The 23,797-nt window shown below is 57.9% G+C and carries 25 protein-coding genes; 9 read left to right on the top strand and 16 right to left on the bottom strand.

Annotation, left to right across the window (positions count from 1 at the left end):
• On the bottom strand, window positions 1-648 hold the full coding sequence (locus tag AC2FFH_RS14490; RefSeq protein ID WP_496768502.1) for an RluA family pseudouridine synthase: 648 nt from the start codon (window positions 646-648) through the stop codon (window positions 1-3).
• 97 nt (window positions 649-745) lie between these two features.
• On the opposite strand from AC2FFH_RS14490, the gene AC2FFH_RS14495 reads away from it, so the two are divergent.
• A complete protein-coding gene (locus AC2FFH_RS14495; RefSeq protein WP_058279776.1) occupies window positions 746-1,156 on the top strand; it encodes a nuclear transport factor 2 family protein in 411 nt (136 codons plus the stop codon).
• 2 nt (window positions 1,157-1,158) lie between these two features.
• Window positions 1,159-1,869 (top strand): SGNH/GDSL hydrolase family protein, encoded by a 711-nt coding sequence (locus tag AC2FFH_RS14500; protein WP_496768505.1) that lies wholly within the window; start codon window positions 1,159-1,161, stop codon window positions 1,867-1,869.
• Here AC2FFH_RS14500 and rarD read toward each other — a convergent pair.
• From rarD to AC2FFH_RS14550, 10 genes are all read right to left on the bottom strand, one after another.
• A complete protein-coding gene (gene rarD / locus AC2FFH_RS14505; protein ID WP_496844650.1) occupies window positions 1,860-2,765 on the bottom strand; it encodes an EamA family transporter RarD in 906 nt (301 codons plus the stop codon). The two genes, AC2FFH_RS14500 and rarD, sit on opposite strands and share 10 nt — an antisense overlap.
• A 145-nt stretch (window positions 2,766-2,910) precedes the next feature.
• On the bottom strand, window positions 2,911-5,364 hold the full coding sequence (locus AC2FFH_RS14510; protein WP_496768509.1) for a GcvT family protein: 2,454 nt from the start codon (window positions 5,362-5,364) through the stop codon (window positions 2,911-2,913).
• An 89-nt stretch (window positions 5,365-5,453) separates the two neighbouring features.
• Window positions 5,454-6,428 (bottom strand): GlxA family transcriptional regulator, encoded by a 975-nt coding sequence (locus AC2FFH_RS14515; protein ID WP_496844708.1) that lies wholly within the window; start codon window positions 6,426-6,428, stop codon window positions 5,454-5,456.
• A 10-nt stretch (window positions 6,429-6,438) separates the two neighbouring features.
• The gene (locus tag AC2FFH_RS14520; RefSeq protein WP_496768513.1) at window positions 6,439-7,332 is read right to left on the bottom strand and encodes a homocysteine S-methyltransferase family protein; all 894 of its coding nucleotides are present in this window, start codon (window positions 7,330-7,332) and stop codon (window positions 6,439-6,441) included.
• 12 nt (window positions 7,333-7,344) lie between these two features.
• Window positions 7,345-8,397: a zinc-binding dehydrogenase gene (locus AC2FFH_RS14525; RefSeq protein ID WP_496768515.1), complete on the bottom strand. Its 1,053-nt coding sequence runs from the start codon at window positions 8,395-8,397 to the stop codon at window positions 7,345-7,347.
• A gap of 2 nt (window positions 8,398-8,399) precedes the next feature.
• Window positions 8,400-8,876, bottom strand: coding sequence for a cupin domain-containing protein (locus tag AC2FFH_RS14530; RefSeq protein ID WP_496768517.1), 477 nt, complete (start codon window positions 8,874-8,876; stop codon window positions 8,400-8,402).
• An 18-nt stretch (window positions 8,877-8,894) separates the two neighbouring features.
• Entirely contained in the window at window positions 8,895-11,345 is a 2,451-nt protein-coding gene (locus AC2FFH_RS14535) for a GcvT family protein (protein WP_496768521.1), read from the bottom strand.
• A 15-nt stretch (window positions 11,346-11,360) separates the two neighbouring features.
• The gene (locus AC2FFH_RS14540) at window positions 11,361-11,741 is read right to left on the bottom strand and encodes a GFA family protein (protein ID WP_496844652.1); all 381 of its coding nucleotides are present in this window, start codon (window positions 11,739-11,741) and stop codon (window positions 11,361-11,363) included.
• A 4-nt stretch (window positions 11,742-11,745) separates the two neighbouring features.
• Window positions 11,746-12,369: a LysE family translocator gene (locus AC2FFH_RS14545; protein ID WP_496768524.1), complete on the bottom strand. Its 624-nt coding sequence runs from the start codon at window positions 12,367-12,369 to the stop codon at window positions 11,746-11,748.
• Entirely contained in the window at window positions 12,369-12,938 is a 570-nt protein-coding gene (locus tag AC2FFH_RS14550; RefSeq protein WP_496768525.1) for a helix-turn-helix domain-containing protein, read from the bottom strand. The genes AC2FFH_RS14545 and AC2FFH_RS14550 overlap by 1 nt, the downstream gene beginning before the upstream one ends.
• A 117-nt stretch (window positions 12,939-13,055) precedes the next feature.
• Here AC2FFH_RS14550 and AC2FFH_RS14555 point away from each other — a divergent pair, with 117 nt between their 5' ends.
• Both AC2FFH_RS14555 and AC2FFH_RS14560 read left to right on the top strand, forming a co-directional pair.
• Window positions 13,056-13,337, top strand: a complete 282-nt coding sequence (locus AC2FFH_RS14555) for a DUF1294 domain-containing protein (RefSeq protein ID WP_496844653.1) — start codon at window positions 13,056-13,058, stop codon at window positions 13,335-13,337.
• Between the two features lie 112 nt (window positions 13,338-13,449).
• A complete protein-coding gene (locus AC2FFH_RS14560; protein WP_058279764.1) occupies window positions 13,450-13,839 on the top strand; it encodes an SHOCT domain-containing protein in 390 nt (129 codons plus the stop codon).
• 50 nt (window positions 13,840-13,889) lie between these two features.
• On the opposite strand, the gene AC2FFH_RS14565 is transcribed toward AC2FFH_RS14560, so the two are convergent.
• Window positions 13,890-14,342 (bottom strand): GAF domain-containing protein, encoded by a 453-nt coding sequence (locus tag AC2FFH_RS14565; RefSeq protein WP_496844654.1) that lies wholly within the window; start codon window positions 14,340-14,342, stop codon window positions 13,890-13,892.
• A gap of 53 nt (window positions 14,343-14,395) precedes the next feature.
• A complete protein-coding gene (locus tag AC2FFH_RS14570; protein WP_496844655.1) occupies window positions 14,396-15,568 on the bottom strand; it encodes a thiolase family protein in 1,173 nt (390 codons plus the stop codon).
• 102 nt (window positions 15,569-15,670) lie between these two features.
• Between AC2FFH_RS14570 and AC2FFH_RS14575 the strand changes: the two genes are divergently transcribed.
• The 3 genes from AC2FFH_RS14575 (at window position 15,671) to ggt (ending at window position 18,273) form a co-directional block, all read left to right on the top strand.
• On the top strand, window positions 15,671-16,009 hold the full coding sequence (locus AC2FFH_RS14575; RefSeq protein WP_496844656.1) for an STAS domain-containing protein: 339 nt from the start codon (window positions 15,671-15,673) through the stop codon (window positions 16,007-16,009).
• A gap of 28 nt (window positions 16,010-16,037) precedes the next feature.
• Window positions 16,038-16,499: an ATP-binding protein gene (locus tag AC2FFH_RS14580; protein WP_496768538.1), complete on the top strand. Its 462-nt coding sequence runs from the start codon at window positions 16,038-16,040 to the stop codon at window positions 16,497-16,499.
• 196 nt (window positions 16,500-16,695) lie between these two features.
• Window positions 16,696-18,273, top strand: coding sequence for a gamma-glutamyltransferase (gene ggt / locus AC2FFH_RS14585; RefSeq protein ID WP_496844657.1), 1,578 nt, complete (start codon window positions 16,696-16,698; stop codon window positions 18,271-18,273).
• 34 nt (window positions 18,274-18,307) lie between these two features.
• Here ggt and hspQ read toward each other — a convergent pair whose 3' ends face one another.
• The gene (gene hspQ / locus AC2FFH_RS14590) at window positions 18,308-18,634 is read right to left on the bottom strand and encodes a heat shock protein HspQ (RefSeq protein ID WP_058272652.1); all 327 of its coding nucleotides are present in this window, start codon (window positions 18,632-18,634) and stop codon (window positions 18,308-18,310) included.
• A gap of 80 nt (window positions 18,635-18,714) precedes the next feature.
• On the opposite strand from hspQ, the gene AC2FFH_RS14595 reads away from it, so the two are divergent.
• Together AC2FFH_RS14595 and AC2FFH_RS14600 are read left to right on the top strand one after the other, a co-directional pair.
• A complete protein-coding gene (locus tag AC2FFH_RS14595) occupies window positions 18,715-19,596 on the top strand; it encodes an AEC family transporter (RefSeq protein ID WP_282120309.1) in 882 nt (293 codons plus the stop codon).
• A gap of 60 nt (window positions 19,597-19,656) precedes the next feature.
• Window positions 19,657-20,238: a transglycosylase SLT domain-containing protein gene (locus tag AC2FFH_RS14600; protein ID WP_058272557.1), complete on the top strand. Its 582-nt coding sequence runs from the start codon at window positions 19,657-19,659 to the stop codon at window positions 20,236-20,238.
• A gap of 12 nt (window positions 20,239-20,250) precedes the next feature.
• Here AC2FFH_RS14600 and AC2FFH_RS14605 read toward each other — a convergent pair whose 3' ends face one another.
• Both AC2FFH_RS14605 and AC2FFH_RS14610 read right to left on the bottom strand, forming a co-directional pair.
• The gene (locus tag AC2FFH_RS14605; protein ID WP_282120310.1) at window positions 20,251-20,847 is read right to left on the bottom strand and encodes a LolA family protein; all 597 of its coding nucleotides are present in this window, start codon (window positions 20,845-20,847) and stop codon (window positions 20,251-20,253) included.
• A 40-nt stretch (window positions 20,848-20,887) separates the two neighbouring features.
• Complete coding sequence (locus AC2FFH_RS14610) at window positions 20,888-23,785, bottom strand: DNA translocase FtsK (RefSeq protein ID WP_496768546.1); 2,898 nt, start codon at window positions 23,783-23,785, stop codon at window positions 20,888-20,890.
• Window positions 23,786-23,797 lie beyond the last annotated feature (12 nt).

Below are 23,797 nucleotides of genomic sequence, written 5' to 3' on the forward strand. Positions count from 1 at the left end.
TCAGAAATCAGCCGGGGCGCGGAATTTCATTGAAACTCCGCCCTCGGGGCTTTTTAGGCGCAGTTCCTCAGAATGCAGCATCAGACGCGGGAATTCGAGCGCAGGTCCGTCGGCGTAGAACGGATCGCCCAGAATCGGGTGGCCCAGCGCTTGCATATGAACGCGTAGCTGATGAGACCTACCTGTTTTGGGGAACAATCGGACGCGCGTCGTCTCACCCTCGTGTTTTACAAACCGCCAATCAGTGACGGCGGGTTTGCCAGTCTCGTGACAGACCATCTGGCGAGGGCGGTTGGGCCAATCCACGATCAACGGCAGATCGACGGTTCCGGACTTTTGCTCGATGCGCCCCCAAACACGCGCAACATAGGTCTTGCGGGTCTGGCGTTTTTCAAACTGCATGCTCAGATGCCGCTGTGCGTGCGGTGACTGGGCAAACACCATGACACCCGACGTATCCCGATCCAACCGATGCACCAGCAAAGCTTGCGGAAATGCCGCCTGCACGCGGGTCAGCAGGCAATCGGCTAGATGCTCTCCCCTCCCAGGCACGGACAGCAGACCCGAGGGCTTGTTGACCACGATAAGCTGCGCATCCTCATGCAGCACATCCAACGGCGTATTCGGGGGATCATAGGTCTCGCTCATGCGCGCCTGCCTAACGCACGGATTTGGTTCCCGCAACGTCGGGCTTGCCTGAACGAAACGGTTCAGCAAATCTCGGACCCAAAGCGGAGGAGAACCCATGCACCCCACAATCGCGCGCATGCAAGACGTTGTCGCCAAGGGCGATGAAACCCTGATCCACGAATTGCTGGCCGAAGACGTACGGTTTTCCCCGCCAACTTACTACAGCACCTGGACCGGACGCGAACCGGTGGCGGCTGTTCTGGGTCACGTGGGACAGGTGTTTTCCGACTTCCGCTATCGCCGGATTATGGGTGAAGGCAAGGATTGGGCGCTGGAGTTTCAATGCAAGGTCGGGGATCTGGACGCGGTCGGCGTCGATCTGATCACGTTGAACGATGAGGGTTTGATACAGGAATTCGAGGTCGTCATGCGCCCTTACAAGACCATCGGTGCCCTGCGCGAGGCGATGATGGCTCGGGTTATGACGGACGCCCGCTTCCTCGAATACAAAAACGCGCTCAGCTAACCATGACTGCCCCGATTGCCGCCGATCAGATATTGCGCGTCCCGCTGTTGCCGGTTCTGGCAGCACAGGCGATTTCCGTGCGTCGTAACGCTCAGCTGCTGCCCGAACCGTCCGGCCCGCGCCAAGGGCGCGAAGGGCGCGGCCCCCGATTGCGGCTGCTCATCGCTGGTGACAGCTCGGCCGCGGGTGTGGGGGCTGGGCGACAGCAACAGGCACTATCGGGGTTTCTCGTGGCGCGGTTGGCCCGCCATTACAGCGTGGAGTGGCGGCTGGAAGCGACGACGGGTCACACAACACAGGATACGCTGGAACGATTGAACCGCCTTGAAGGCAGCTATGACGCCGCCGTGACTGCCTTGGGTGTAAACGACGTCACGCGTGGAGTATCCCGGCAAAAGTTCACGGGTTTGCAGACCCAGCTTCTGGATCATCTGACGAGCAATCTGGGTGTTCGACGTGTCGTGGTTACCGCCGTGCCACAAATGAACCGTTTTCCGGCCCTGCCCCAACCGCTGGCCTGGGCACTGGGGCGACAGGCGGCCCGGCTGGATCGGGGTTTGCAAAAGGCCGCTGCGACATTCCCGCAAGCCCGGCACCTGTCATTGGAGTTTCCGGATGACCCGGCGCTGGCTGCTCCGGACGGATATCACCCAAGCCCCAAAGCCTATCGCTTGTGGGCAGAGGCCGCGGCCGACTTATTGCATCAGCGCTGACCCCGCATCTGACGAATCATCGGGATCGTATAGATCACCAAAGCCGCCCAGATCAGTGGGAAGGCGATCATCCGGCCCCGATCGATCTGTTCCCCGAACACGGTAATCGCAGTGATAAAGATCATCGTCGGCGCGATGTACTGCAGGATTCCCATTGTGGACAACCGCACCAATTTGGCCCCGTTGGCATAGACCAGCAGCGGAACAGCGGTGACAATGCCGGCACAGGCCAGCAGCATGGTGTCCCCAGCGGCTGCGCCAAAGTGGCCGGTTCCTTTTGCCCCCAACCAGGTGATGTAGACCAAGGCTGGGATCAGCAGGATCAGAACCTCTAGCAGAAAGCCCTGATTGGGGCCGATGGGCAGCGAGCGTTTGAAGAAAGCATAAAACCCCCAACTGACCGTCAGGGCCAGCGCGGCCCACGGCAGCCGACCCGCTTCGACGATCAATACCAGCACACCCAAAGCAGCTAACCCCACTGCCGCCAATTGCGTACGATTCAAAGGCTCACGTAACAGGATCGCCCCTAGCGCAATGCTGAACAGCGGGTTGATGTAATAGCCCAACGCTGCGTCCAATGCGTTACCGCTGGCAATCGCCCAGACGTAAATGGCCCAATTCACCGAGATCAAAGCCGCTGTTAGACAGGCCATGCCCAGCATCTTCGGGTTTTGTAAGGCAGCCTTCAAATCCCCGGTTCGCCCTAGCGCCACCAGCAACAGCCCGGCCACAGGCACCGACCATACAATCCGATGCGCCACGATCTCGACCGGCCCGATATGCGCCAGAGCTTTCATGTACAGCGGCAGGAAACCCCATAGAACGTAGGCGGTCGCCGCCAGAGCCAATCCTTTTGGCGTGTCCTCATTGTGGGGTGATGTTGCGACGTCCGCCATCATGGATCTCCGGGTGATACCGTTTGTCTATACGGCTGTTCCGGAGGGTTTGGAAACTGCGAAAACCGTGAACGGTCGCATCAAGAAAATTGATATGTACCAAGAAAACGGGGCGCCGCAGCGCCCCGTGTGTCGAACCTTGGCGCTAAACTTTAACGCGCTCGGATTTTGGATCGTACATCGGCTTGAGTGATGCCTCGGCTTTCACCTTCACACCGCAGACATCGATCTCGTAGGTCGAAGCCAAAACGTCAGCCGCTTTTTCGCCTTCGCAGGGCACATAACCCAGACCGATCGCACCGCCCAGCGTGTGGCCATAGTTGCCCGAGGAGAGGTATCCCACATACTCGCCATCCCGAATGATCGGCTCATTGTGGAACAGCAGCGGTTCCGGATCGGTCAGCTTGAACTGAACCAAGCGGTTATGCGGTCCGCTTTCCTTACGCGTAATCACCGCTTCGCGCCCGATGAAATCGCTGCCCTTATCGACCTTGACCGCAAAACCAAGACCGGCATCGACGACGTGGTCCTCGCAAGTGATGTCGTGGCCGAAGTGGCGGAAGCCTTTTTCTATCCGGGCGCTGTCCATCATATGCATGCCGCATAGTTTTAGCCCCATGTCCTGTCCGGCCTCGTGCAGGGTTTCGAACACATGTCCCGCCATGTCGGACGAGACATAGATTTCCCAACCAAGCTCACCGACATAGGTCACACGGTGGGCTCGAGCCAGACCCATGCCGATCTCGATATCCTGCGCGGTGCCAAACGGGTTGGTCGCGTTGGTGAAATCGTTGGGCGAGACCTTTTCAAGCAGCGTACGCGCATTTGGACCCATAATGGCCAGAACGCCCTCACCCGCAGTAACATCGGTGACAACGACGTTGAAGTTGCCCGCATGGCGCTGCATCCAGGTCTGGTCAGCCAAGCGGGTCGCTGCCGGGGTCACCACCAGATAAGCGGTCTCGGTCAGGCGGGTAACGGTCACGTCCGCCTCAATCCCGCCTGCGCGGTTAAGGAACTGAGTATAGACGATCTTGCCATTCGGGACCGAGTAATCGCCGCCACCGATATAGTTCATGAATGCTTCGGCATCCGGGCCGTCAACGCGGATTTTGCCAAAGGACGACATGTCATACATGCCGACATTCTCGCGCACGGCTTTATGCTCGGCAGCCGAGTTCTCGAACCAGTTCTGGCGTTTCCAGCTGTACTGGTACTCGCGCTCCTGCCCCTCGTTCGCGAACCAGTTGGCACGTTCCCAACCCGCCAACTCGCCCATGACCGCGCCCTGTTCCAGCAGGTGATGGTGGAACGGCGTCCGGCGCACGCCACGTGCGGTGGCCTTTTGGCGATAGGGATAATGGTCGGCGTAGAGCAAGCCTAACGTCTCTTTCGAGCGCTCGAAAAGGTACTGCTTATTGCCCTGGAACGGCTGCATCCGGCTGATGTCCACGTCGCCCAGATCGAAAGGCTTTTCACCGCTGTCCATCCATTCGGCCAGCGCCATGCCAGCGCCACCGGCGGACTGGATGCCGATCGAGTTGAAGCCCGCTGCGACCCAGACGTTGTCCATCTCGGGTGCCAGACCCAGATGATAGGCGTCATCAGGGGTAAACGATTCGGGCCCGTTGAAGAAGGTATGGATACCGGCCTCGGCCAGCATCGGCATACGTTCACACGCGGCTTCGAGAATCGGTTCGAAATGGTCGAAATCCTCGGGCAGCTGGTCGAATTCAAAGGTGTCAGGAATACCGTCCATCGCCCAGGGCTTGGCATTCGGTTCAAATGCACCCAACAGGATTTTGCCTGCGTCCTCTTTGTAATACGCGCATTCATCGGGAACGCGCAGAACCGGCAACTGAGTTAAACCGTCGATATTTTCGGTAACGATGTAGAAGTGTTCGCAAGCGTGCAACGGAACATTGACGCCAGCCATCTTGCCGACCTCATGCCCCCACATACCGGCACAGTTCACCACCATGTCGCATTCGATATGACCAGATGCGCTGCCGTCATCTGCGACCCAGTCAACACCGCTCACCTTGCGGTCTTGTTTGACGATGTCGGTGACCTTCACGCGTTCCTTGACGATACCGCCACGCTGACGGGCGCCCTTGGCCAATGCCAAGGCGATGTTGGCCGGGTCACCCTGACCGTCCAGCGGTAAGTAAACAGCACCCTTCACGCCTTCGAGGTTGATGTGGGGATACAGCTCCTGAACACGTTCATTCTCGATTTCTTCGACCTCGACGCCGAAAGCGCGCGCCATGGCCGCCTGACGGTAGATCTCTTCTTTGCGCTCTTCGGTTAGCGCAACAGTGATTGATCCACAGCGTTTAAAGCCTGTGGCCACACCGGTTTCTTCTTCGAGCGAACCATAGAGTTCCTGGCTGTACTTCGCCAGCTTTGTCATGTTCGCCGTTGCGCGCAGCTGGGCGATCAGACCCGCCGCATGCCAGGTCGTGCCGCTGGTCAGCTGCTTACGCTCCAGCAGGACAACGTCTTTCCAGCCTTTCTTGGTCAGGTGATACGCCACCGAACATCCGATGACACCACCACCGATAATGACAACACGGGCCTTGTTTGGAAGATCAGCCATTCTCATGATTCCGCTTTATGAGTTTCCACCCAAAATGACACGGAAGAGCGACACAGAATGCACGAAAAACGTCAGACCATTTGCAAAAATCAACGTTGTTTGACTTGCCGTTTTTCACGTCTCAGCACAAAGGGGGTTACGCCGAAAAAGCTTTTGTAGACTGACGAGAAACCGTTGGGAAACCCGCAGGCAAGACCAATTTCGCGAACACTCATCGTTGTGTTCAGCAGCAGGTTATTGGCCTTGGCCAGCCGCATTTCGCGGTAAAAGCCGTTTGGTGTGGTTCCGAAATAGTTCTTGAACTTCCGTTCCAGCGATCGGTTCGAAAGCTTTAGCGCTTCGACGATTTCGTTAATCGGCAGCGGCTCTTCGATATTGGCCTGCATCACCTTGATGCACTGGTCCAGTTTGGCGTCACCTGTAGCGGTGGTCTTTGATCCGGAAAATGGCTGGAGAGACGAGAAATCCCGAATGTTTTCGTGCAGCATGATGTCGGCCACGGTCATTCTTGTTGGCCCGGAAACATGACGCCCGATCACAGCCAGCGCGACATCGGTAGTGGCCTCCATCCCGGCGCAGGTCACCACGGCGCCCTGTTCTGTTGCAATCGACAGTTTGGCCTCGAACCGGGCGCGACGTTCACGCAGGAAGGACGCGTTTTCCCAGTGGGTCGACATATCCTCGGTCCCCTGCTCGTCGATATACCGGCTTGCAGCTTCGGACAACAAAAAGACCTGTGCACCGCGGAAAGTATAATCCGACACAACACGCCCCAGCGATAGATCAGGATGATCGGGGTCGGAATTTCCGATGACGAACAAATAGTCCGCGTTGGGCTGCGACGGAATGCGCTCAGTCTGGATCGTCGCCTCGCTGCTGCTGGCGACCGGGCCACCCCTCAGAGAGCGATAGGCATAGGTGAATGGCGGGCTCGGGCATACGCGGTTGGCCAGCCGCAGCACCTCAACCAATGACGCCAGTTCCAGCAGCACATAGCCCGGTGCGACAACGATGTCGAAATGTCGCTGCGCGTTAGAAGCCGGGATGTTCGACGGCGATGGCATCACTTTCCTTTCAGACAATCCGGTGCCCGGCGGACCGCAATCGATCGGCAAGGACCTCAATGTGGTCCGGCCCGACTTCGCAGCATCCGCCAACTATTGTTGCCCCCTGTGCTACCCATTCCATCGCATGATCGGCATAAGCCTCGGGTCCAAGATCGTGGCGCTGTGTCAACACGTCGACAGTCGGCGCGTCTTTCAGGAAATCCTGTGCAATCCCGGTGAACCCATTTGCATAGGCCCCAAATGGCCGCCCCATCGTGGCGATGACCTTCAGCGCGGCGGGGACGGCCTCGGGGCGCGAACAGTTTATCAGAACAGCGTCAGGGTTAAACCGATCCACAAGAGGCGCAATATCGGCAAGCGGTTCACCGGATCGCAGCCGTGTTCCGTCATCATCCATCACAGAAAGCGCCAGCCAAACCGGTTTGCCTGCCTCCGCCGTACCACGCAGGGCCCCTTCGGCCTCTTGCACCGAGGAAACGGTTTCGATCAGGAAAAGGTCGACGTCATCGGACATGAGGTTAACCAACTCGGCAAACTTTTCGGCGGCGTCTTCCACATCAGGATTCAGATCGGGGCGATAAGACGCCAGCAAAGGACCCAGCGCCCCGGCGATGCGCCCGGAACCGCCCGTGCGCGCACGGTTCGCCTGAGCAACCGCAGCATGGACCAGGTCGGGCAGTTGATCCTCCATATCCAGACGCTCCAGCCGAGAACGATGGACCGCGTAGGTGTTGGTCGTTGCAACCGTCGCGCCACGGCGGAAATATTCGGCGTGGACCTCTTGCACCAATTCGGGATGGTCGATCATAACGCGCGTCGACCACAGCGGAGTGGGTTTGTCCCCACTGCGTTTGACCAGTTCTTGCCCAATCGAGCCATCCAGAAGCGTGATTTCTGCCATTTGCCAACCTTCCTAAGGAATCAGAACGAGTTTTCCCGGCAGCACCTTGGACTGGAAGTCCTCTTGCGCCTTGGCGATGTCTCTTAGTGGATAGGTCTTGGAAACCAAAGGCTTGATGCGGCCTGCATTCATCATCTCGACAAGGCGGCCAAAGACTTCAAATGCCTGATGTGTGCAGCCGTGAATCGTGATGTCGCGCAGGTAGATCTCACGCAGGTCAGCCGAAACGATTGGTCCTGCGATTGCCCCGGAAACGGCATAATGACCGCCGGGTTTCAGGGCCAGGATCAGGCCGGGCCAAGCCCGGCCTCCGACAACGTCGATCACGACGTCGAACATGTCCTTGGGCAGCGGCGCGTTGCGGTCAAAGGTGTCCATGGCCCCCTGCGCTTTGACCACCTCGGCTTTGGCTGAACCCGTAACGCCCCAAACTGTCGCCCCGCGTAGAGACGCCAGTTGCACAGCGGCAAGGCCCACGCCACCCGAGGCACCGGTAATCAGCACCTTATGCCCAGCGGCCACGCCAGCACGGGTTAACAGGTTCTCGGCCGTGCCAAATGCACAGGGGATGGCGGCGATTTCGACATCTGACTGGGGTGAGGCCGTCACGTCATACAGGTCGTCGGCCTGAACTAGACAGTATTGCGCAAATGCTCCGTCGATTTCAGAGCCTAATGCGATAAAGCCAGTCGGATTGCCGGGACGTGGGCGCGGCAAGTTGATCGGGCAGGTCACCCGTTGCCCGGCTTGAAACCCGGTCTCTTGCCCTGCCAATTCGACTATCCCACACAGATCGCCACCCTGAATGCGCGGAAACGCCAACGCGCCTCCCCAGCCTCCGGCATCAACATCCTGATCAACGGCGTCCGTTGCCCCGGTCACGTCCGAGGAATACCAACCGACCCGTGTATTTATGTCCGTGTTGTTTACCCCTGCGGCCGCGACCCGAACCAGAACCTGCCTCGGTCCAGGCGTTGGAACCGGAATATCCTCGCGCCATTCCAGCGCTTCGGGGCCGCCGTGGCGCGTCAGGTAAACACCAGACATTTTTGTGGGCGTGGTCATCTTCAGACCCTGTCTTCCGGATGGGCTGGAACCGGTCCCATCGGCACAATGTCGTAACGCGCGTTCAGTTCGGCCATTTTCGCCTCATCTGCAAAGTCAGCCTCGGTCATTGTCGCCAGTTCGGCCAGAAACCCGTCGAACCCCGAGGGTTGAAAGATCATCAGCATTCTGGCGGGTGTGCCATCGGCGACGCGACACGCGTGGGGTACTCCCGGCGGGACATGCATGGTTGTGCCCGGAGTACATCGATGCCAGTTGCCATCAACGTAGAAATCCACTGCGCCTTCCAGAAAGTAAAAAGTCTCGGCGTGGGTATCATGGCGATGAAGACCAAGCGCGAAGCTGGCCTTCAGATTGTCTTCCATGAGCGTGTATGCGCCATCTGTATCCTGACCAGACACCTTCACAAAGGTGTGGTCATTTTCCCAGTCATAGTTGGGGCCCTCGCCGGGTCCCAGTTTGGCGTATCGTTTGCTCATGGCGGTCTCCGTGAGAAGTTAAGCGCGTAACCGCTCGTTCTCGGGATCCCAGAGCGGCTGATCCTGCTCTACCACAGCGCGGCACTTTTGGCCGTAGATTTCGACCTCAAGCTCGGTGCCGGGGTTGGCAAGCTCGGCCTTGATCATGCCCAGCGCGATGGATTTGCCAACGCGGTATCCCCATGCGCCTGACGTGGTTTCGCCCACGATTTGATCGCCCTGCCAGATACACGACATATACGGCGCGTCGCAATCGCCCGCATCCACTGTCAGCGTGACAAACGACTTCTTCACGCCCTGCTGCTTTTCGTTCAGGATTGCAGCCTTGCCGGGGAAATCCTGCGGCTTGTCGAGTTTGACGAACCGCCCAAGACCGCCTTCCAGCAGAGAGTAGTCGGTCGATAGGTCCCCCTTCCATGCACGGTATCCCTTTTCGATACGCAGCGAGTTCAGGGCATACATGCCGAACGGTTTGGCACCGGCATCGATGATCGCATCATAGATCGCGGGCATATGCTCGTTCAGAGCGTGGACTTCCCATCCTAACTCACCCGCGAAGGAGACGCGGATCAGATAGGCGGGCTGGCCTGCAACGGTCGCAGACTGATGAGTCAGCCACCCCGAGGTCAGATCCGCATCCGTCATAGTCGACAGTATATCGCGCGACTTCGGACCAGTGACGATCAGTGTATCCCGTGTCGTGGTCACGTCTTCAATCGAAACACTCGCAGGCATCGCGTTCATCAGGATGTCCCGATCATGCCACTGTGCAGTTGCGGCGGTGATCATGATGAACTCATCCTCACCAAGACGGATACAGGACATCTCGGTCAGAATGCGGCCACGGTCGTCAGAGATATAGATGAGGTTCATCCGGCCGACCTTTGGCAACCCACCGGTTGCGAGGCCGCGCAGCGCCTCAGCGGCGCCCTCTCCCTTGACCATGAAGCGCGAGAAGCCTGGCAGATCTAGTACGCCACAATGGTCTCGCACGGCCTCGCATTCTTCTTGGATTCGTTGCTCCCACGGGCCGGACCGACCCCAGGTATGGGTTGCATCAAGCGACGTGTCATCGCCCGGCTTCGCGAACCAGTTGGCCCGCTCCCATCCGTTATAGGCACCCATCACGCCGCCCAGCGCTTTGACCTTGTCATGCACCGGTGACAGTTTCTTGTCGCGCGCCGCGGGCCATTCATGATGAGGGAAATGCATGGCGTATTCGTTGCCGTAAACTTCCAGACCTTTCTGGTTGCAGTAGTCCTGATCTGTGTAATCGGTGTAGCGACGCGGGTCGACGGCCCACATATCCCATTCGGTCGCGCCATCGACGATCCATTCGGCCAGCACCTTGCCTGCACCACCGCCCTGAGCGATGCCGAAGGTGAATGTGTGTGCCTCGAACGCGTTTTTCACACCGGGCATTGGGCCGATCAGCGGCAGCCCGTCCGGCGCATAGGGGATCGGGCCGTTGATCACACGGCCAACGCCGGAGGTCGCCATCAACGGCACCCGCTCCATCGCGTCAGTGACGATATCCTCGATGCGGTCGAGATCGTCATTCCACAGCTGGAACGAGAAATCCTCGGGCATAGCATCGTCTTCAGTCATCCAGTGGCCCTTGCAGTTAGGCTCATACGGACCAAGGTTGAAGCCATTCTTTTCCTGCCGCAGGTAGTACGAGATATCCACGTCGCGCAGCAGTGGCAGTTTCTTACCACCGTTCGCTTTGGACCATTCTTCAATTTCTGGAACTTCGTCCGTCAGCAGGTACTGGTGGCTCATCACCATCGCGGGAACTGTGCGGCCGCCAAAGGGCTTGAACCACTCTCCCACGCGCTGCGCGTAATACCCAGCGGCGTTCACAACATAGTCGCAGGCTATATCGCCTTTGTCGGTGTGTACGGTCCAGGTGCCGTCGTCGTGCTGAGTTACGCCAGTTGCCGGGCAAAAGCGGATGATCTTCTGGCCCATGTCACGGGCACCCTTGGCCAGTGCCTGTGTCAGCTGCGCCGGATCAATATCACCATCGGTGGGATCGTACAGAACGCCTTCAAGATCGTGCGTCTCCAGGAAAGGATAGCGCTCTTTAGCTTCTTCCGGGGTCCACATCTCCATCGGGATGCCTTGATAGCGTCCCATCGCCATGGCGTGTTCGAACTCTTGCATCCGCTCCTTGCTGTGCGCAAGACGGATCGAGCCTGAAACGTGGTAGTTCATCGGATAGTCGACCTCTTCGCCCAAACGCGAATACAGCTCGGTTGAGTACCGCTGCATGTTCATGATCGCCCATGAATTCGAGAAGGTCGGAACGTTACCCGCCGCGTGCCAAGTCGAGCCAGCGGTAAGTTCGTTCTTTTCCAGCAGAACACAATCAGTCCAGCCCTTCTTGGCCAGATGGTACAGCGAGGAGGCCCCCACCACACCGCCACCGATAACAACCACGCGGGCTTTTGTCGGAAAATCGCTCATTGGTCTTGATCCTTGTTACTGTGCCCGTTGGGGCAGATCGTCTGTGATGTCGTAGTAATCGCCCCTGTCGGCGACAAAGATATGCTTCGAGAGCGTTAGACCCGTGGGCTCGCTGAGCGCACCCATGGAAATTGAAATCGTGTCCTCGTCATTGTGCTGCCAGAAGAGGAACGAGCCGCAGGAACGGCAGAAACCGCGGCGGGCGGTGTCCGAAGCGCGGAACCACGTAAGCGTGTCGCTGGCGGTGAAGCTCAAGTTATCCTGGTGTGTCCAGGTCGAAGACCAAACATGGCCGGATTGCTTGCGGCATTGACCGCAATGGCAGGCCGAAGGCGGTGAAAGCTCTCCTTCAATCGTGAACGCGACAGCGCCGCAGAGGCAAGAACCAGTTTGCATGTGACTACCCCCTTGCTGTGGGCGTGGAGCTGGCCCCCAGCAACACGCCATAGATGATGAAACAGGCGGCCATGACACGACGCACCCAAGTGTTGAAAACCGCTCCCAGCGCAGCCTTGCCCATCAGCGCGCCCAACACGGTGAACCCGGTGTAGCTGAGCGTGGTGATGATCAGCGCCGTAGGCATGATGACGACCATCTGCTGCCAGATCGGAACATCAGGCTGCACAAACTGGGAAAAGGCAGCGAGGTACCCTGCCACGCTTTTAGGATTGATCGTAGCGACCGCCAGTGCGTGCAGATACACATGGCGCGCGGGTCGTTCACTTGCCGGGGCCGGGCGCGTGGCATTCATCCAGCCGCGAACCCCAACCCAGATCAGGAACCCTGCCCCTACCAGTTTGGCGATAAAAAACCCGGTTGGGGATGCTGCGATCAACGCGGTCACACCCAGCGCTGACAGGACAAGAAACGTGCTGGCCTGCGTTAGAATCGCCAGCACGCCCAGCATCGCTTTGGGAAACGGCAGGCTCATCCCGTTTGAAATGCAATTGACCGCGTTCGGCCCCGGCGTGGTGACGAACACCACCCAAAACAGCGCGAATATGGTCCAGGCTTCAAAGCTCATCAGTACACCGGCGGAGCGATAACCCAGATGGCCACTGCGGGCTCATCATAGGGGTTCGACCATTGATAGGGTTCATGTTTGATCCGAAAGCTGTCGCCGGGGCCGACCGAAAACTGGCGCCCACTGATCGTCAGTTCCAACCGCCCTGACACCATGTACCCAACCTCCTGCGTTGGTCGGTTGGCCGGGGTTTGCATTTTCGATCGGGGCTTGAATGTGGAATGCACCATTTCGAAATCATCGGTCAGATCGGGCGACAGCAGTTCTTCGATCAACCCTTCCTCACCGGACCCCATCGGGCGGCGCGTTCCGGCGCGCACCACATACCCCTGCTCATCTGCCGGAGAGGAAGAATGCGCGAACAGCATCGACATCGGCACGCCCAGACATTCGGCAATCTGGCGCAGGTCGGAAATTGAGGGGTCGGACTTGTCGCGCTCGACTTGGCTAAGCCAACCAACAGAACGACCCAGACGTGCGGCGATCTCAGTCAGCGTCAACCCACGCGCCTTACGCAAAGCCCGAAGATCGGCTCCGAGTGTGGCGCTGTGCGGGGCTTGGCTGTTCACTGAACGCTCCGGGGTTTGGTGAAATTTTCTCCTCGTTTTTCACGATGCGCTGATTCCGTGAAAAAACCAAGATATTTTTCACTTGGACGCACAACATTGTTTGGGTATCCGTCCACAATGTGGATTGCGGTGATTTACTTATGGACCATCAACGCCCTGACTTTACTTGCCTTTGGCTGGGATAAACTGCGGACAAGACGGCGGAAAAGGCGCATCTCGGAACGAAAGCTATTGTGGTTGGCGGCGCTAGGCGGCAGTCCAGGCGCATTGCTGGGGCGGTGGATTTTCAGACACAAAACCCGCAAGCGGCTGTTTTCATACTACATCTTTGGGATTTTCGGCGCTCAGGCTGTCCTGGCCTATCTTCTGGCGGCCTTGGAATTGCCCAGCCTAGTCTAGCGCGAGAAGTCCATCAGGGATTAGGTGCTAACCATTTGGGAAACTGTCTGCTACACTCCCATTCTATCTGAATATGATTATTCTTACGCATTCGCAAAGGGTTGAATGACAAATGGACAACGGCATCGGTTTCTTCGACATAGTCTGGTCAATCTTCTGGCTGTTCCTGATGGTGGCCTGGTTCTGGGTGATGATTTCGGTTGTGGCCGATGTCTTCCGATCCAAGGACCTAAGTGGCGGTGGAAAGGCAGTCTGGATTGCCTTTGTCATCCTGATTCCTTGGATGGGTGTTCTGGCCTACCTGATTGTCCGCGGCGACAAAATGCACCAGCACAATGCCGAAGCCATGAGCCAGATCGAACAGGCGCAAAAGGACTATATCCGCTCAGTCGCGACCGTATCTGCTGCGGATGAGCTGGAACGGCTTGCAGCGCTCAAGGAAAAAGGCGTTCTGACGGATGAGGAATTTGCAGCGCAGAAAGCCAAGCTTCTGAGCACCTGATAGGAAGCACACACTAATCAATATGGCCGGGGGTACGCCGCCGGCCATTTTTACTTGGCGAATACGCTGGACAGAATTCCGCTCAGTTTCTTTGCGTCTTGTTCATTAAACGCGTTGGGTTGATCACTGTCGATATCGAACACCGCAATGACGTCACCGGCGGCGTTGTGCACAGGCAGCACCACCTCGGATCTGGTCGAAGATGCGCAGGCGATATGGCCCGGAAACGCATCCACATCCGGCACCAACTGTACCTCGCCCGTACGGGCGGCAGCGCCACAGACACCGCGGTCGAACGGGATAACCAGACAACCGTGCCCACCCTGATAGGGTCCGATCTTCAAAAGCCCGGGCTCAGTGACACGGTAGAAACCTGTCCAGTCAAACCGATCATCGGAATGGTGCACCTCGCACGCAATTGTAGCCATCAGAGCCACGCTGTCGGTTTCCCCCTCGGTCAGGGCGGCGATGGTTTTGGCAAGTGTGTCGTAATCAGCTGTCATGTCGGAACTCGTGGCAGGGGTTTGCGCCGGAGTATTTGGAAAAAGAGGAAGCGTCAAACGCGTTCGATGGCTATCGCCGTGCCTTCACCGCCGCCGATGCAGATCGCCGCCACCCCGCGTTTCAGGTTTCGCTTTTCCAACGCGTTCAGCAGCGTGACCATGATCCGCGCACCCGACGCACCGATCGGATGCCCAAGTGCGCAAGCCCCGCCGTTCACGTTGACGATATCGCGGGGCAGCCCCATCTCGTGCATGAAGGCCATCGGCACGACCGCAAAGGCTTCGTTAACCTCCCACAGATCGACATCTTCTTTCGACCAGCCGATGTTTGTCAGAAGTTTCTGCGCGGCCGGAACAGGTGCCGTCGTAAACAGCCCCGGTGCCTGCGCATGGCTAGCGTGGCCGACGATACGGGCACGAACGGTCAGACCCTGCGCTTGGGCTGCATCCTCGGATGCCAGAACCAATGCAGCCGCGCCATCCGATATCGAAGAGGAGTTTGCTGCGGTGACAGTACCGTCCTTACGAAACGCCGGCTTGAGGGTAGGGATCTTCTCGGGCCGCGCCGAAAGCGGCTGTTCATCCGTGGCCTGCGTGACCTCACTCTTTCGGGTGCGGACCGTAACCGGCGTGATTTCATCCGCGAATGCGCCGTTTTCCTGTGCGGCCAGCGCATTTGACAATGAACGCAGCGCATATTCGTCCTGCGCTTCGCGCGTGAACTGATAGGCCTCGGCACAGTCTTCGGCGAATGTGCCCATCAGGCGACCTTTGTCGTAAGCGTCCTCGAGCCCGTCCAAGAACATATGATCCATTGCCTGCGTATGACCCAATCGCGCGCCTTCGCGCATTTTGGGTAAAAGGTATGGCGCGTTCGTCATGCTCTCCATCCCGCCTGCGATCATTGTATCGGCATGCCCTAAAGCGATCTGGTCATAGGCCATCATGGCCGCTTTCATGCCTGATCCGCACATTTTGTTCAGCGTTGTGGCGGGAACGTCTTCGCCCAACCCTGCCGCAAAACCGGCCTGGCGCGCGGGCGCCTGCCCCTGCCCGGCCGGCAAAACACATCCCATAAGGACTTCGTCAACGGTTTCAGTACCGGCCCCTTGCAACGCTGCCCTGATGGCGTCGCCGCCCAGATCGGCCGCTGTCACGGTATCGAACATCCCCTGAAACCCACCCATCGGGGTCCGCGCCGCGCCGGCGATAACGACTTGCTTCATCTGGATGCTCCTTCGCTTTTCTACTGAGATGGATACCGAATGGTAAGAATTGCCGTCTAGCGTATTTCTACGAGTGATTTTCAGTTTAGAGAACCCGCGCGCATGGCCCTGACCAGTAAGATAACAGACACAACGCAGATCATTACCGTGCATTCGGACCGGATTGATGCCGCAATGGCTATTCAGTTCAAGGAAGACATGCGCAATGAGGCCGAAGGCGGCGCGCCGCGTGTGGTCCTGGATTTAACGGGCGTCGAATTCATCGACTCAAGTGGCCTTGGGGCCATCGTCGCGTCGATGAAGCAACTGGGCAGCAACCGCAGACTGGATCTGGCTGGGCTACACCCTTTTGTCGAAAAGGTGTTTCGGCTGACCCGTATGGATACGGTTTTCAATCTTTACCAGACCCTGGACGACGCCCTTGAACGGTCGGCGGAATGAATTCACGGATTGAATAGGCGCGATGTCCATGGGGAATGGGAACTGCTTGGATCTGAGCTTTGCTGCCACCGAAACCGAAGCCAGCGTTGGCATCGCCCAGCTTAGCAAAGGGCTTGAGGTGCAGGGCCTGCCGTCACACAAGGCGAGCGACGTTAAAATCGCGCTGGCCGAGGCGATCAACAATGTGGTCGAGCATGCCTATGCGGGCGTCACTCCGGCCAAGGTCAGGGTGCATTGTCGGCTGCATCAAAACTGGCTGGATATTCTGATCTCTGACACGGGGAATCCTCTGCCCGGATTTCGCGTGCCGGATGGTGTGCCTGCGCCTTTGGGATCGACGCTCGATGAGTTACCCGAAGGCGGGTTTGGCTGGTTCCTGATCCATGAACTGACCAGCGACATTCGCTATGAGCATCGCAATGGCTGCAACCGGTTGTCACTGCGGTTTGACTTCCCAAACCGCTCCGCCGGACTCAAAAAGGCCACATAAAGGCCCCGATCGCACCATTGGCGCGCCGCAAACAAAGGGCAAAAAGATATCTGTAGCTCAGATAGCTTCCCTCGGCGCCTCGTGTCACAGCCCCCACCCAGTGAACGGCGCCGAGGATCTCCCTTCCCGCTGATGTGACTAGACAATCCCTGACCGCGCTTTACGTTCGGCGTGTTCAAAAGGGGAAGGCAAAGCTATGCGGGATTTTCACACTCCAGGTCGGTCCGAAGTTCTGGCAACCGAGGGAATGTGCGCCACATCGCATCCTCTGGCCGCGCAGGTTGCCGTAAAAATCCTGCAGCAAGGCGGCAATGCCATGGACGCTGCCATCGCAGGCGCTGTGCTGCTGGGCATTTGCGAGCCGCAGATGACGGGCATCGGCGGCGATTGCTTTGTCCTGTTCAACCGCGCAGGCGAAGATCAGATACGCGCCCTGAACGGATCCGGGCGCGCGCCGGCGGCTGCCAATGCGGACAAGTTGCGGGCCGAGGGGCTGGATATAGTGCCGTTGAACACACCCGATGCGGTGACCATTCCCGGTGCGATTGATGCCTTTTGCCATCTGGCAGAAACCGAGGGCAGGCTTGGGCTGGATGAGATACTGGCACCTGCCATTCACTATGCCGAGGCCGGTGTCCCGGTCGCACCCCGGGTCGCCTATGATTGGAAAACGGGGGCTGACACGCTGCAGGGGGCAGCGCGCAGGCACTACCTGGCTGACGGCGAAGCGCCGAAAACAGGTCAGGTCTTTCGCGCGCCAGGGCAAGCCGAGGTTCTGCGCCAGATTGCCCGCAATGGTCGTGACGCCTTTTATACCGGTGAAATTGCACAGGATATGATTGACGCCCTAACAGCATTGGGTGGTGTTCACACGGCCGAGGATTTTCTGGCCACGCAATGCACAAAATCCCAGCCTGTCAGCGGAAACTACAACGGCATCGATCTTGTCGAACACCCGCCCAACGGCCAGGGTGCGACTGCAATCCTGCTTTTGAACATCCTAAAGAACTTCGATCTGGCCGGTCTTGACCCATTTGGCCCAGAACTCATCCATCTTGAGGCCGAGGCCTCGAAACTCGCCTATGACGCGCGCAATCGGTTCATTGCGGACCCCGATCACACGACCCACGCTGAACGATTCCTCGACCAGAGCGTGGCGGACAAGCTGGCCGCGTTGATTGACCCCAAGCGCGCCATGCCGGCGGCAGCCCCACTAACCGAGTCCATTCACAAGGACACGGTCTATATTACGGTTGTTGACCGGGATCGGATGGCCGTTTCGCTGATCTATTCCATATTTCACAGCTTTGGGTCTGGCATCGCATCGGAAAAATACGGGATTTTGCTGCAAAACCGCGGCTCAGGCTTCAACCTGAGCCCCGGTCACCCAAACGAGCTTGGCCCGGGCAAACGCCCGATGCACACGATCATTCCCGGTATGCTCAAACAGGATGGCCGTGTGCTCATGCCATTTGGCGTGATGGGCGGAGCTTTTCAACCAACAGGCCATGCACGCCTATTGTCCAACCTCACTGATCATGGGTTGGGTTTGCAGGCCTCTGTGGACGCCCCGCGCGCCTTTGCAGACGGCGGCGTTCTGAAACTTGAACGCGGAATTCCGCCCAGCACATCTCAACAATTGAGCGATTTTGGGCACAACGTTCAGGTTCCAGAAACGCCCCTTGGCGGAGCGCAAGCAATCCGAATCCGCACAGATGGTGTTCTGGAAGGCGCAAGTGACCCCAGAAAAGACGGTTGTGCGTTAGGTTATTGACCACCTAGGCGCGCAATCTGGCGCACCAAATCACTTAGTTCAAATTAAAGTGCAGCGGGTACGCGCCATTCTCGAAAGGACCGAACATGTCAGGAATATCAGGATGCTCCACCGGTTCCCCGGATTGGTCCGCAATCAGATTTTGTTCTGAAACATAAGCCACATAGAAGGATTGGTCGTTTTCTGCGAGCAGATGGTAAAACGGCTGATCCTTGATGGGCCGGCTGTCCTCGGGAATGGCCTGATACCACTCTTCTGTGTTGGAAAATTCCGGGTCCACGTCAAAAATCACCCCTCGGAAAGGATGCTTTTTATGGCGGACCACCTGTCCCAGGCGGTACTTGGCATTTGTCTTCAGCATTATCTCAGCCCCCAGAGATCTTACTACCTCTTTCCGGGCCGGAATGCCAATCATTGATCGGAAATTAAAGGAAACAGTCTGTGAACATCTTACTGACAGTGTTCGAAATTGTGGCGCCGGTTTTTCTGCTGGCGGGCATTGGATTCACCTGGGTCAAACTTGGTTTTGAGTACCGTTTGGAGTTTGTGACGCGCCTTGCCGTGACGCTTGCCGTGCCCAGCCTGATCTTTGTGGCGCTGATGCAAACCGAGATCCCGGCAGGAGAGTTGACCCGCTTCACTCTGGCCGCAATTGCGGGTCATATTGGCCTTGCCGTGGCCTTTGGCGTTTTCGTTCGACTTTCAAACCTGGACCGTCGGACTTACCTGTCGCCACTGATTTTTGGCAATACCGGAAATCTGGGCCTGCCGCTGTGTATTTTTGCGTTTGGTCAGGCAGGTCTGGGTTTTGCAGTCATTTTCCTGGCAATTACCGCCCTGTTTTCTTTCACCTATGGAATTTACCTCGTCGCTGGAAAGGGTGCATTCGGCAAAGTTGCGCGCGAACCGATGGTTTGGGCAACCCTGCTTGGGGCCTTATTCCTATGGCAAGACTGGGAAACGCCACTGTTCCTGACCAATACGCTAGAGCTGCTAGGCCAAATGGCCATCCCCATGATGTTGATTACAGTCGGCGTGGCAATTGCAAGGCTGACGACCCGCAAATTGGGTCAGGCGATCTGGCTGTCCGTCCTGAAGCTGCTGGTCTGCTTCGCGCTCGGCTGGGCAATAGCTCGATTCTTTGATCTGGACGCAACCGCTTTTGGAGTATTGGTCCTGCAGATGTGCACCCCGGTCGCGGTTACATCGTACCTGCTGGCCGAGCGGTTTGACGCGGATTCGGACGCGGTTGCAGGGATGGTCATGGTATCAACTGTGCTAAGCGTGGGCGCTTTGCCCATAATTCTAGCCATTGTTCTATAACGATTGTGATTTCCTAATCGCTCAATTTGCGCTAGAATAAAGAAAAAAGGCACGAGGCACATGAGCAGAATTCTTTTCGTACTCTTCGGGGTGCTGCTTTTGGCATCCTGCGGTGGCGGGTCCAAACAGCCACCGAGCAGATTGAATGACGCGTGCAGCATTGCGCGCGAACGGCCTGATTTTATCAAGGCGTTCAAAAGCACCGAACGAAAATGGGGCGTCCCAATTCACGTTCAAATGGCGACGATCTATCAGGAAAGCCGCTATAAACACGACGCACGTACGCCGCACCAATACGTTCTGGGTGTGATCCCCATGGGCCGTCAAAGCAGCGCCTACGGATTCAGCCAGGCGCTGGACGGCACCTGGGATGAATATCGCAAGGAAACCGGCAAACGCCGCGCCAAGCGGGACCGCATCCGCGATGCGTCAGATTTCATCGGCTGGTACATGAACAAAAGCCATCAGCGGAACGGTATTCACCCCACAGATACGCGCAACCAGTATTTGGCCTATCACGAGGGGCACACCGGCTTTGCCCGCGGCAGCCATAACAGCAAATCCTGGCTGTTGAACGTCGCCAATGACGTGGATGCACGCGCCAAGCTCTATCAGGCGCAGCTGGCCAATTGCCGCTACTGACAGGAGTGCGGGTCAGCGATTGCCTGACCCGCTTCTTTTTGATCTGGAAAACAGATCGTTGCTGAGATTTCCGCCGGTACTCAGCTGCCCCAGCAGAACGGTCGTCTGACTGCCGGCATTGTCGTGAATGACCCATTTGCGCAGCTCGATCGGGTCCCCCGTGAACATCAGTTCAATCCGGCCGGAATCGGGGTTCTTTGGGTCCCGAGCGGTAACAACCGTGGCCGTCCCGTCAAAATCATGGGCAACCACCATATTCGCCTGCCCCAGATTGACGTTACGCGCCAGCACCAGCGACAGGGGTGTGCGTTTCAACGGATACTGTTCAGGGGGCTGGTTAGATTTCGGATCAAAGATCTGCACCGTACCTGCGCGCGCCAGAACCACAGCGCTGTTGGGCGGGTCATATTCGAACCGCATCTTACCGGGGCGTTCTATCCACAGCTTTCCGGTGCTCAGCGAGCCGTCATCGTTGACTTGTGTAAACGTGGTCTCAACGGTTTTGAGGCCATTGAGGTAGTTTGAGATTTGGGACAACGGCAGCTTATCAGCCGCCCAGGCCGCAGGCGCGGCGAGTGTCAAAGCAAGGGCAAAGGCAATCTGTTTCATAACTCCCCAGATAAGCGCTCTGCCCTTGTTATTAAATATCCTATTGCTCAGGGACGAGGATTTCGCGTTTCCCGACGTGATTTGCCGACGAAACAACACCTTCATCCTCCATTTGCTCAACAAGTCGCGCAGCTTTGTTATAGCCAATGGCAAGTTTCCGCTGAATGTATGAGGTCGAGCATTTGCGATCCTTGATCACAATCCCTACCGCCTGATCGTACAAAGCATCCTCGCCATTCGTATTGCCGCCCGTGTTCAGGCCCAGAACCGCGTCGATGTTGTCGGCTTTGTCCTCAGATGGACCGTCCAGCACGGTGTTCACATAGTCCGGTGGGCCGAACTGTTTCAGGTGGTTGACGATTTCCTCGACTTCCTCGTCCGAAACAAACGGGCCGTGGCAACGGGTGATCTTGGCGCCACCTGCCATATACAGCATGTCGCCCTGCCCCAGCAGTTGCTCGGCCCCCATTTCGCCCAGAATAGTGCGGCTGTCGACTTTCGAGGTCACCTGGAACGAAATCCGGGTTGGGAAGTTCGCCTTGATAGTACCGGTAATCACATCGACCGAGGGGCGCTGCGTGGCCATGATCAGGTGAATACCCGAGGCCCTTGCCATCTGCGCCAGTCGCTGGATACAGGCCTCGATCTCTTTGCCCGCGACCATCATTAGGTCCGCCATCTCATCAACGATGACGACGATGTAGGGCATCGCTTCGGGCGCGAACTCTTCTGTCTCGAACGTTGGCTCGCCGGTTTCATCGTCGAACCCGGTCTGCACGGTGCGGCTGAACATCTCGCCCTTGGTCAACGCGTCCTTCACGCGACCATTGTAACCCGCGATGTTGCGCACGCCCATCTTGGACATTTTACGATAGCGGTCCTCCATCTCGCCCACGACCCATTTCAGCGCGACAACCGCCTTTTTCGGGTCGGTCACAACGGGCGACAGCAGATGCGGAATGCCATCATAGACGGACAGTTCCAGCATCTTGGGGTCGATCATGATCAGGCGACATTCGTCCGGTGTCAGCTTATATAGCAGCGATAGGATCATGGTGTTGATCGCAACCGACTTACCGGAACCGGTTGTCCCCGCAATCAACAAGTGGGGCATCTTGGCCAGGTTTGCGACCATGGATTCGCCGCCGATATCCTTGCCCAGCGCCAGTGGCAGCGCGTGGTTACCATCACCAAAATCACGGCTGGCAAGGATTTCGCGCAAAACCACCATCTCGCGGTTTTCATTGGGCAATTCGATCCCGATCACCGAGCGGCCCGGCAGGGTCGAAACACGTGCCGACAGTGCCGACATCGAGCGCGCGATATCGTCGGCCAGACCGATAACCCGGCTGGCTTTCAGGCCCGGCGCAGGCTCTAGTTCGTACATGGTAACGACCGGGCCGGGGCGGACGCTAGTGATCTCGCCCTTGACGCCATAGTCGTCCAGCACGTTTTCCAACATGCGCGCGTTTTCTTCCAATGCCTCATCGCTGAGGTGATGGCGCTGAATGCTAGAAGGGTTGGACAGCAAGCTTAGAGGCGGCAGCTCAAAGTCCGAATGCCGGTCTTCAAAGGACAGCCCAGGCTGCGCTTCGGCCTGGGCACGACGCGACGGCGCAGGGGTGCGGCGAACAGGCTGTGCCACTACGGGTTTGCGCGGTTCGGCCACTGGAATTTTCATCGCAGGAAGCGGGGCCGGTTCGGGTTCGGGTGCGTCTTCAAATACGGCCTCATCCTCATAGACGGGCTCGGGCGCAAAATCATGATGCAGGGGTTCCTGCTGCCAATCGGGTTCTGGCTCTGCTGTCAGCATCGGCTCAGGCGGCAGACCGTCCAATGTCATCGGCGGCTCGGGCGGAAGCTCCTCTCCGCCTCTGGCGTTCAGGATCAGCGGATCCGGCCCCCGGCCACGCCCTTTGGTCAAAGGCAGGGTTGGATCGACCTCTGGCGCCACTTCACCCGCGGCCACTTTGCGATTGCGTACGGCTGCGGAAATCTTGGACTTAATACGATCTTCACCCGGCATTTCATCGAATCCGGCAACCGGTTCGCGAGCGACCAGTTCAGGTTCCGGCATGGGATCGGCGCGGCGGATCAGGCTTGGCATCCGCGCCAGCAGACCGGGTTTTGCGGGTTCGGGCTCTTCGAAATCCGGCTCTTCGAACATCGGATCGGCATACGCCATATCATCGTCAAACACCGCGTCGTTGGCCTCTGCGCGGATGGCCTTGCGCTCTTCCCACTGTGCCCGGCGATCTCGTGCCGCCTGTGCGGTAACCGACGCACTGCGACCCAAGAGGTTCATCAACATGTCATAGGACATCACAAGGCCCAACAAGAAGGCACGCGTGCCTTTGCGCACGTCGGCTTTTGTGAATCCAAGGACAAATGTACCCAGCACCAGCATGCCAGCTGCCATCGCCAGCGACATCAGTTTGACCATGAAATGGGATGAGATGGGCAGCAGTGTCAGCAACGCACCCATGACGGTATCACCGAACAAGCCCCCCAGACCAAAGCTGTGGGTCGTGCGCCATGCCTCACCCGGCACCAAAGTCGCGGCATAAACGGAAACGATGGCAATCCAGATCGGAGCAAAGATAAGGCGGGCCACTGCGCGGTCCTCGCCGAAGTGCCCGGCAAAGCGTATGCCCCAGCCAATCAGCACCAGCGCGATGCTCCAACTGCCCCATCCGACGATCATGAACAGCGGCGCGGCGATCGACGCCCCAATCCGCCCCATCCAGTTCTGCACTGGCGCGTCTGTCGACACCATCCAGTTCGGATCATCCGGCGTGTAGGACCAGATCATCGCGGCTGAAGCCAGCCCCAGCAGGATCAGGGCGATCCCGATCAGTTCCTTGCTACGCCTTTCGATGGCGGCCTGGGTCGTACTGTCCAGCAATGGATCGCGGTTGCGCGCGTTATATGATGCCATTTTGCCCTCGTA

The sequence above is a fragment of the Ruegeria sp. YTSC003 genome (assembly GCF_059609785.1).

Coding starts and splice junctions, on each gene's coding strand:
- AC2FFH_RS14490 (WP_496768502.1), bottom strand. CDS start 648: ATGAGCGAGACCTATGATCCCCCGAATACGCCGTTGGATGTGCTGCAT.
- AC2FFH_RS14495 (WP_058279776.1), top strand. CDS start 746: ATGCACCCCACAATCGCGCGCATGCAAGACGTTGTCGCCAAGGGCGAT.
- AC2FFH_RS14500 (WP_496768505.1), top strand. CDS start 1,159: ATGACTGCCCCGATTGCCGCCGATCAGATATTGCGCGTCCCGCTGTTG.
- rarD (WP_496844650.1), bottom strand. CDS start 2,765: ATGGCGGACGTCGCAACATCACCCCACAATGAGGACACGCCAAAAGGA.
- AC2FFH_RS14510 (WP_496768509.1), bottom strand. CDS start 5,364: ATGGCTGATCTTCCAAACAAGGCCCGTGTTGTCATTATCGGTGGTGGT.
- AC2FFH_RS14515 (WP_496844708.1), bottom strand. CDS start 6,428: ATGCCATCGCCGTCGAACATCCCGGCTTCTAACGCGCAGCGACATTTC.
- AC2FFH_RS14520 (WP_496768513.1), bottom strand. CDS start 7,332: ATGGCAGAAATCACGCTTCTGGATGGCTCGATTGGGCAAGAACTGGTC.
- AC2FFH_RS14525 (WP_496768515.1), bottom strand. CDS start 8,397: ATGACCACGCCCACAAAAATGTCTGGTGTTTACCTGACGCGCCACGGC.
- AC2FFH_RS14530 (WP_496768517.1), bottom strand. CDS start 8,876: ATGAGCAAACGATACGCCAAACTGGGACCCGGCGAGGGCCCCAACTAT.
- AC2FFH_RS14535 (WP_496768521.1), bottom strand. CDS start 11,345: ATGAGCGATTTTCCGACAAAAGCCCGCGTGGTTGTTATCGGTGGCGGT.
- AC2FFH_RS14540 (WP_496844652.1), bottom strand. CDS start 11,741: ATGCAAACTGGTTCTTGCCTCTGCGGCGCTGTCGCGTTCACGATTGAA.
- AC2FFH_RS14545 (WP_496768524.1), bottom strand. CDS start 12,369: ATGAGCTTTGAAGCCTGGACCATATTCGCGCTGTTTTGGGTGGTGTTC.
- AC2FFH_RS14555 (WP_496844653.1), top strand. CDS start 13,056: ATGTGGATTGCGGTGATTTACTTATGGACCATCAACGCCCTGACTTTA.
- AC2FFH_RS14560 (WP_058279764.1), top strand. CDS start 13,450: ATGGACAACGGCATCGGTTTCTTCGACATAGTCTGGTCAATCTTCTGG.
- AC2FFH_RS14565 (WP_496844654.1), bottom strand. CDS start 14,342: ATGACAGCTGATTACGACACACTTGCCAAAACCATCGCCGCCCTGACC.
- AC2FFH_RS14570 (WP_496844655.1), bottom strand. CDS start 15,568: ATGAAGCAAGTCGTTATCGCCGGCGCGGCGCGGACCCCGATGGGTGGG.
- AC2FFH_RS14575 (WP_496844656.1), top strand. CDS start 15,671: ATGGCCCTGACCAGTAAGATAACAGACACAACGCAGATCATTACCGTG.
- AC2FFH_RS14580 (WP_496768538.1), top strand. CDS start 16,038: ATGGGGAATGGGAACTGCTTGGATCTGAGCTTTGCTGCCACCGAAACC.
- ggt (WP_496844657.1), top strand. CDS start 16,696: ATGCGGGATTTTCACACTCCAGGTCGGTCCGAAGTTCTGGCAACCGAG.
- hspQ (WP_058272652.1), bottom strand. CDS start 18,634: ATGCTGAAGACAAATGCCAAGTACCGCCTGGGACAGGTGGTCCGCCAT.
- AC2FFH_RS14600 (WP_058272557.1), top strand. CDS start 19,657: ATGAGCAGAATTCTTTTCGTACTCTTCGGGGTGCTGCTTTTGGCATCC.
- AC2FFH_RS14605 (WP_282120310.1), bottom strand. CDS start 20,847: ATGAAACAGATTGCCTTTGCCCTTGCTTTGACACTCGCCGCGCCTGCG.
- AC2FFH_RS14610 (WP_496768546.1), bottom strand. CDS start 23,785: ATGGCATCATATAACGCGCGCAACCGCGATCCATTGCTGGACAGTACG.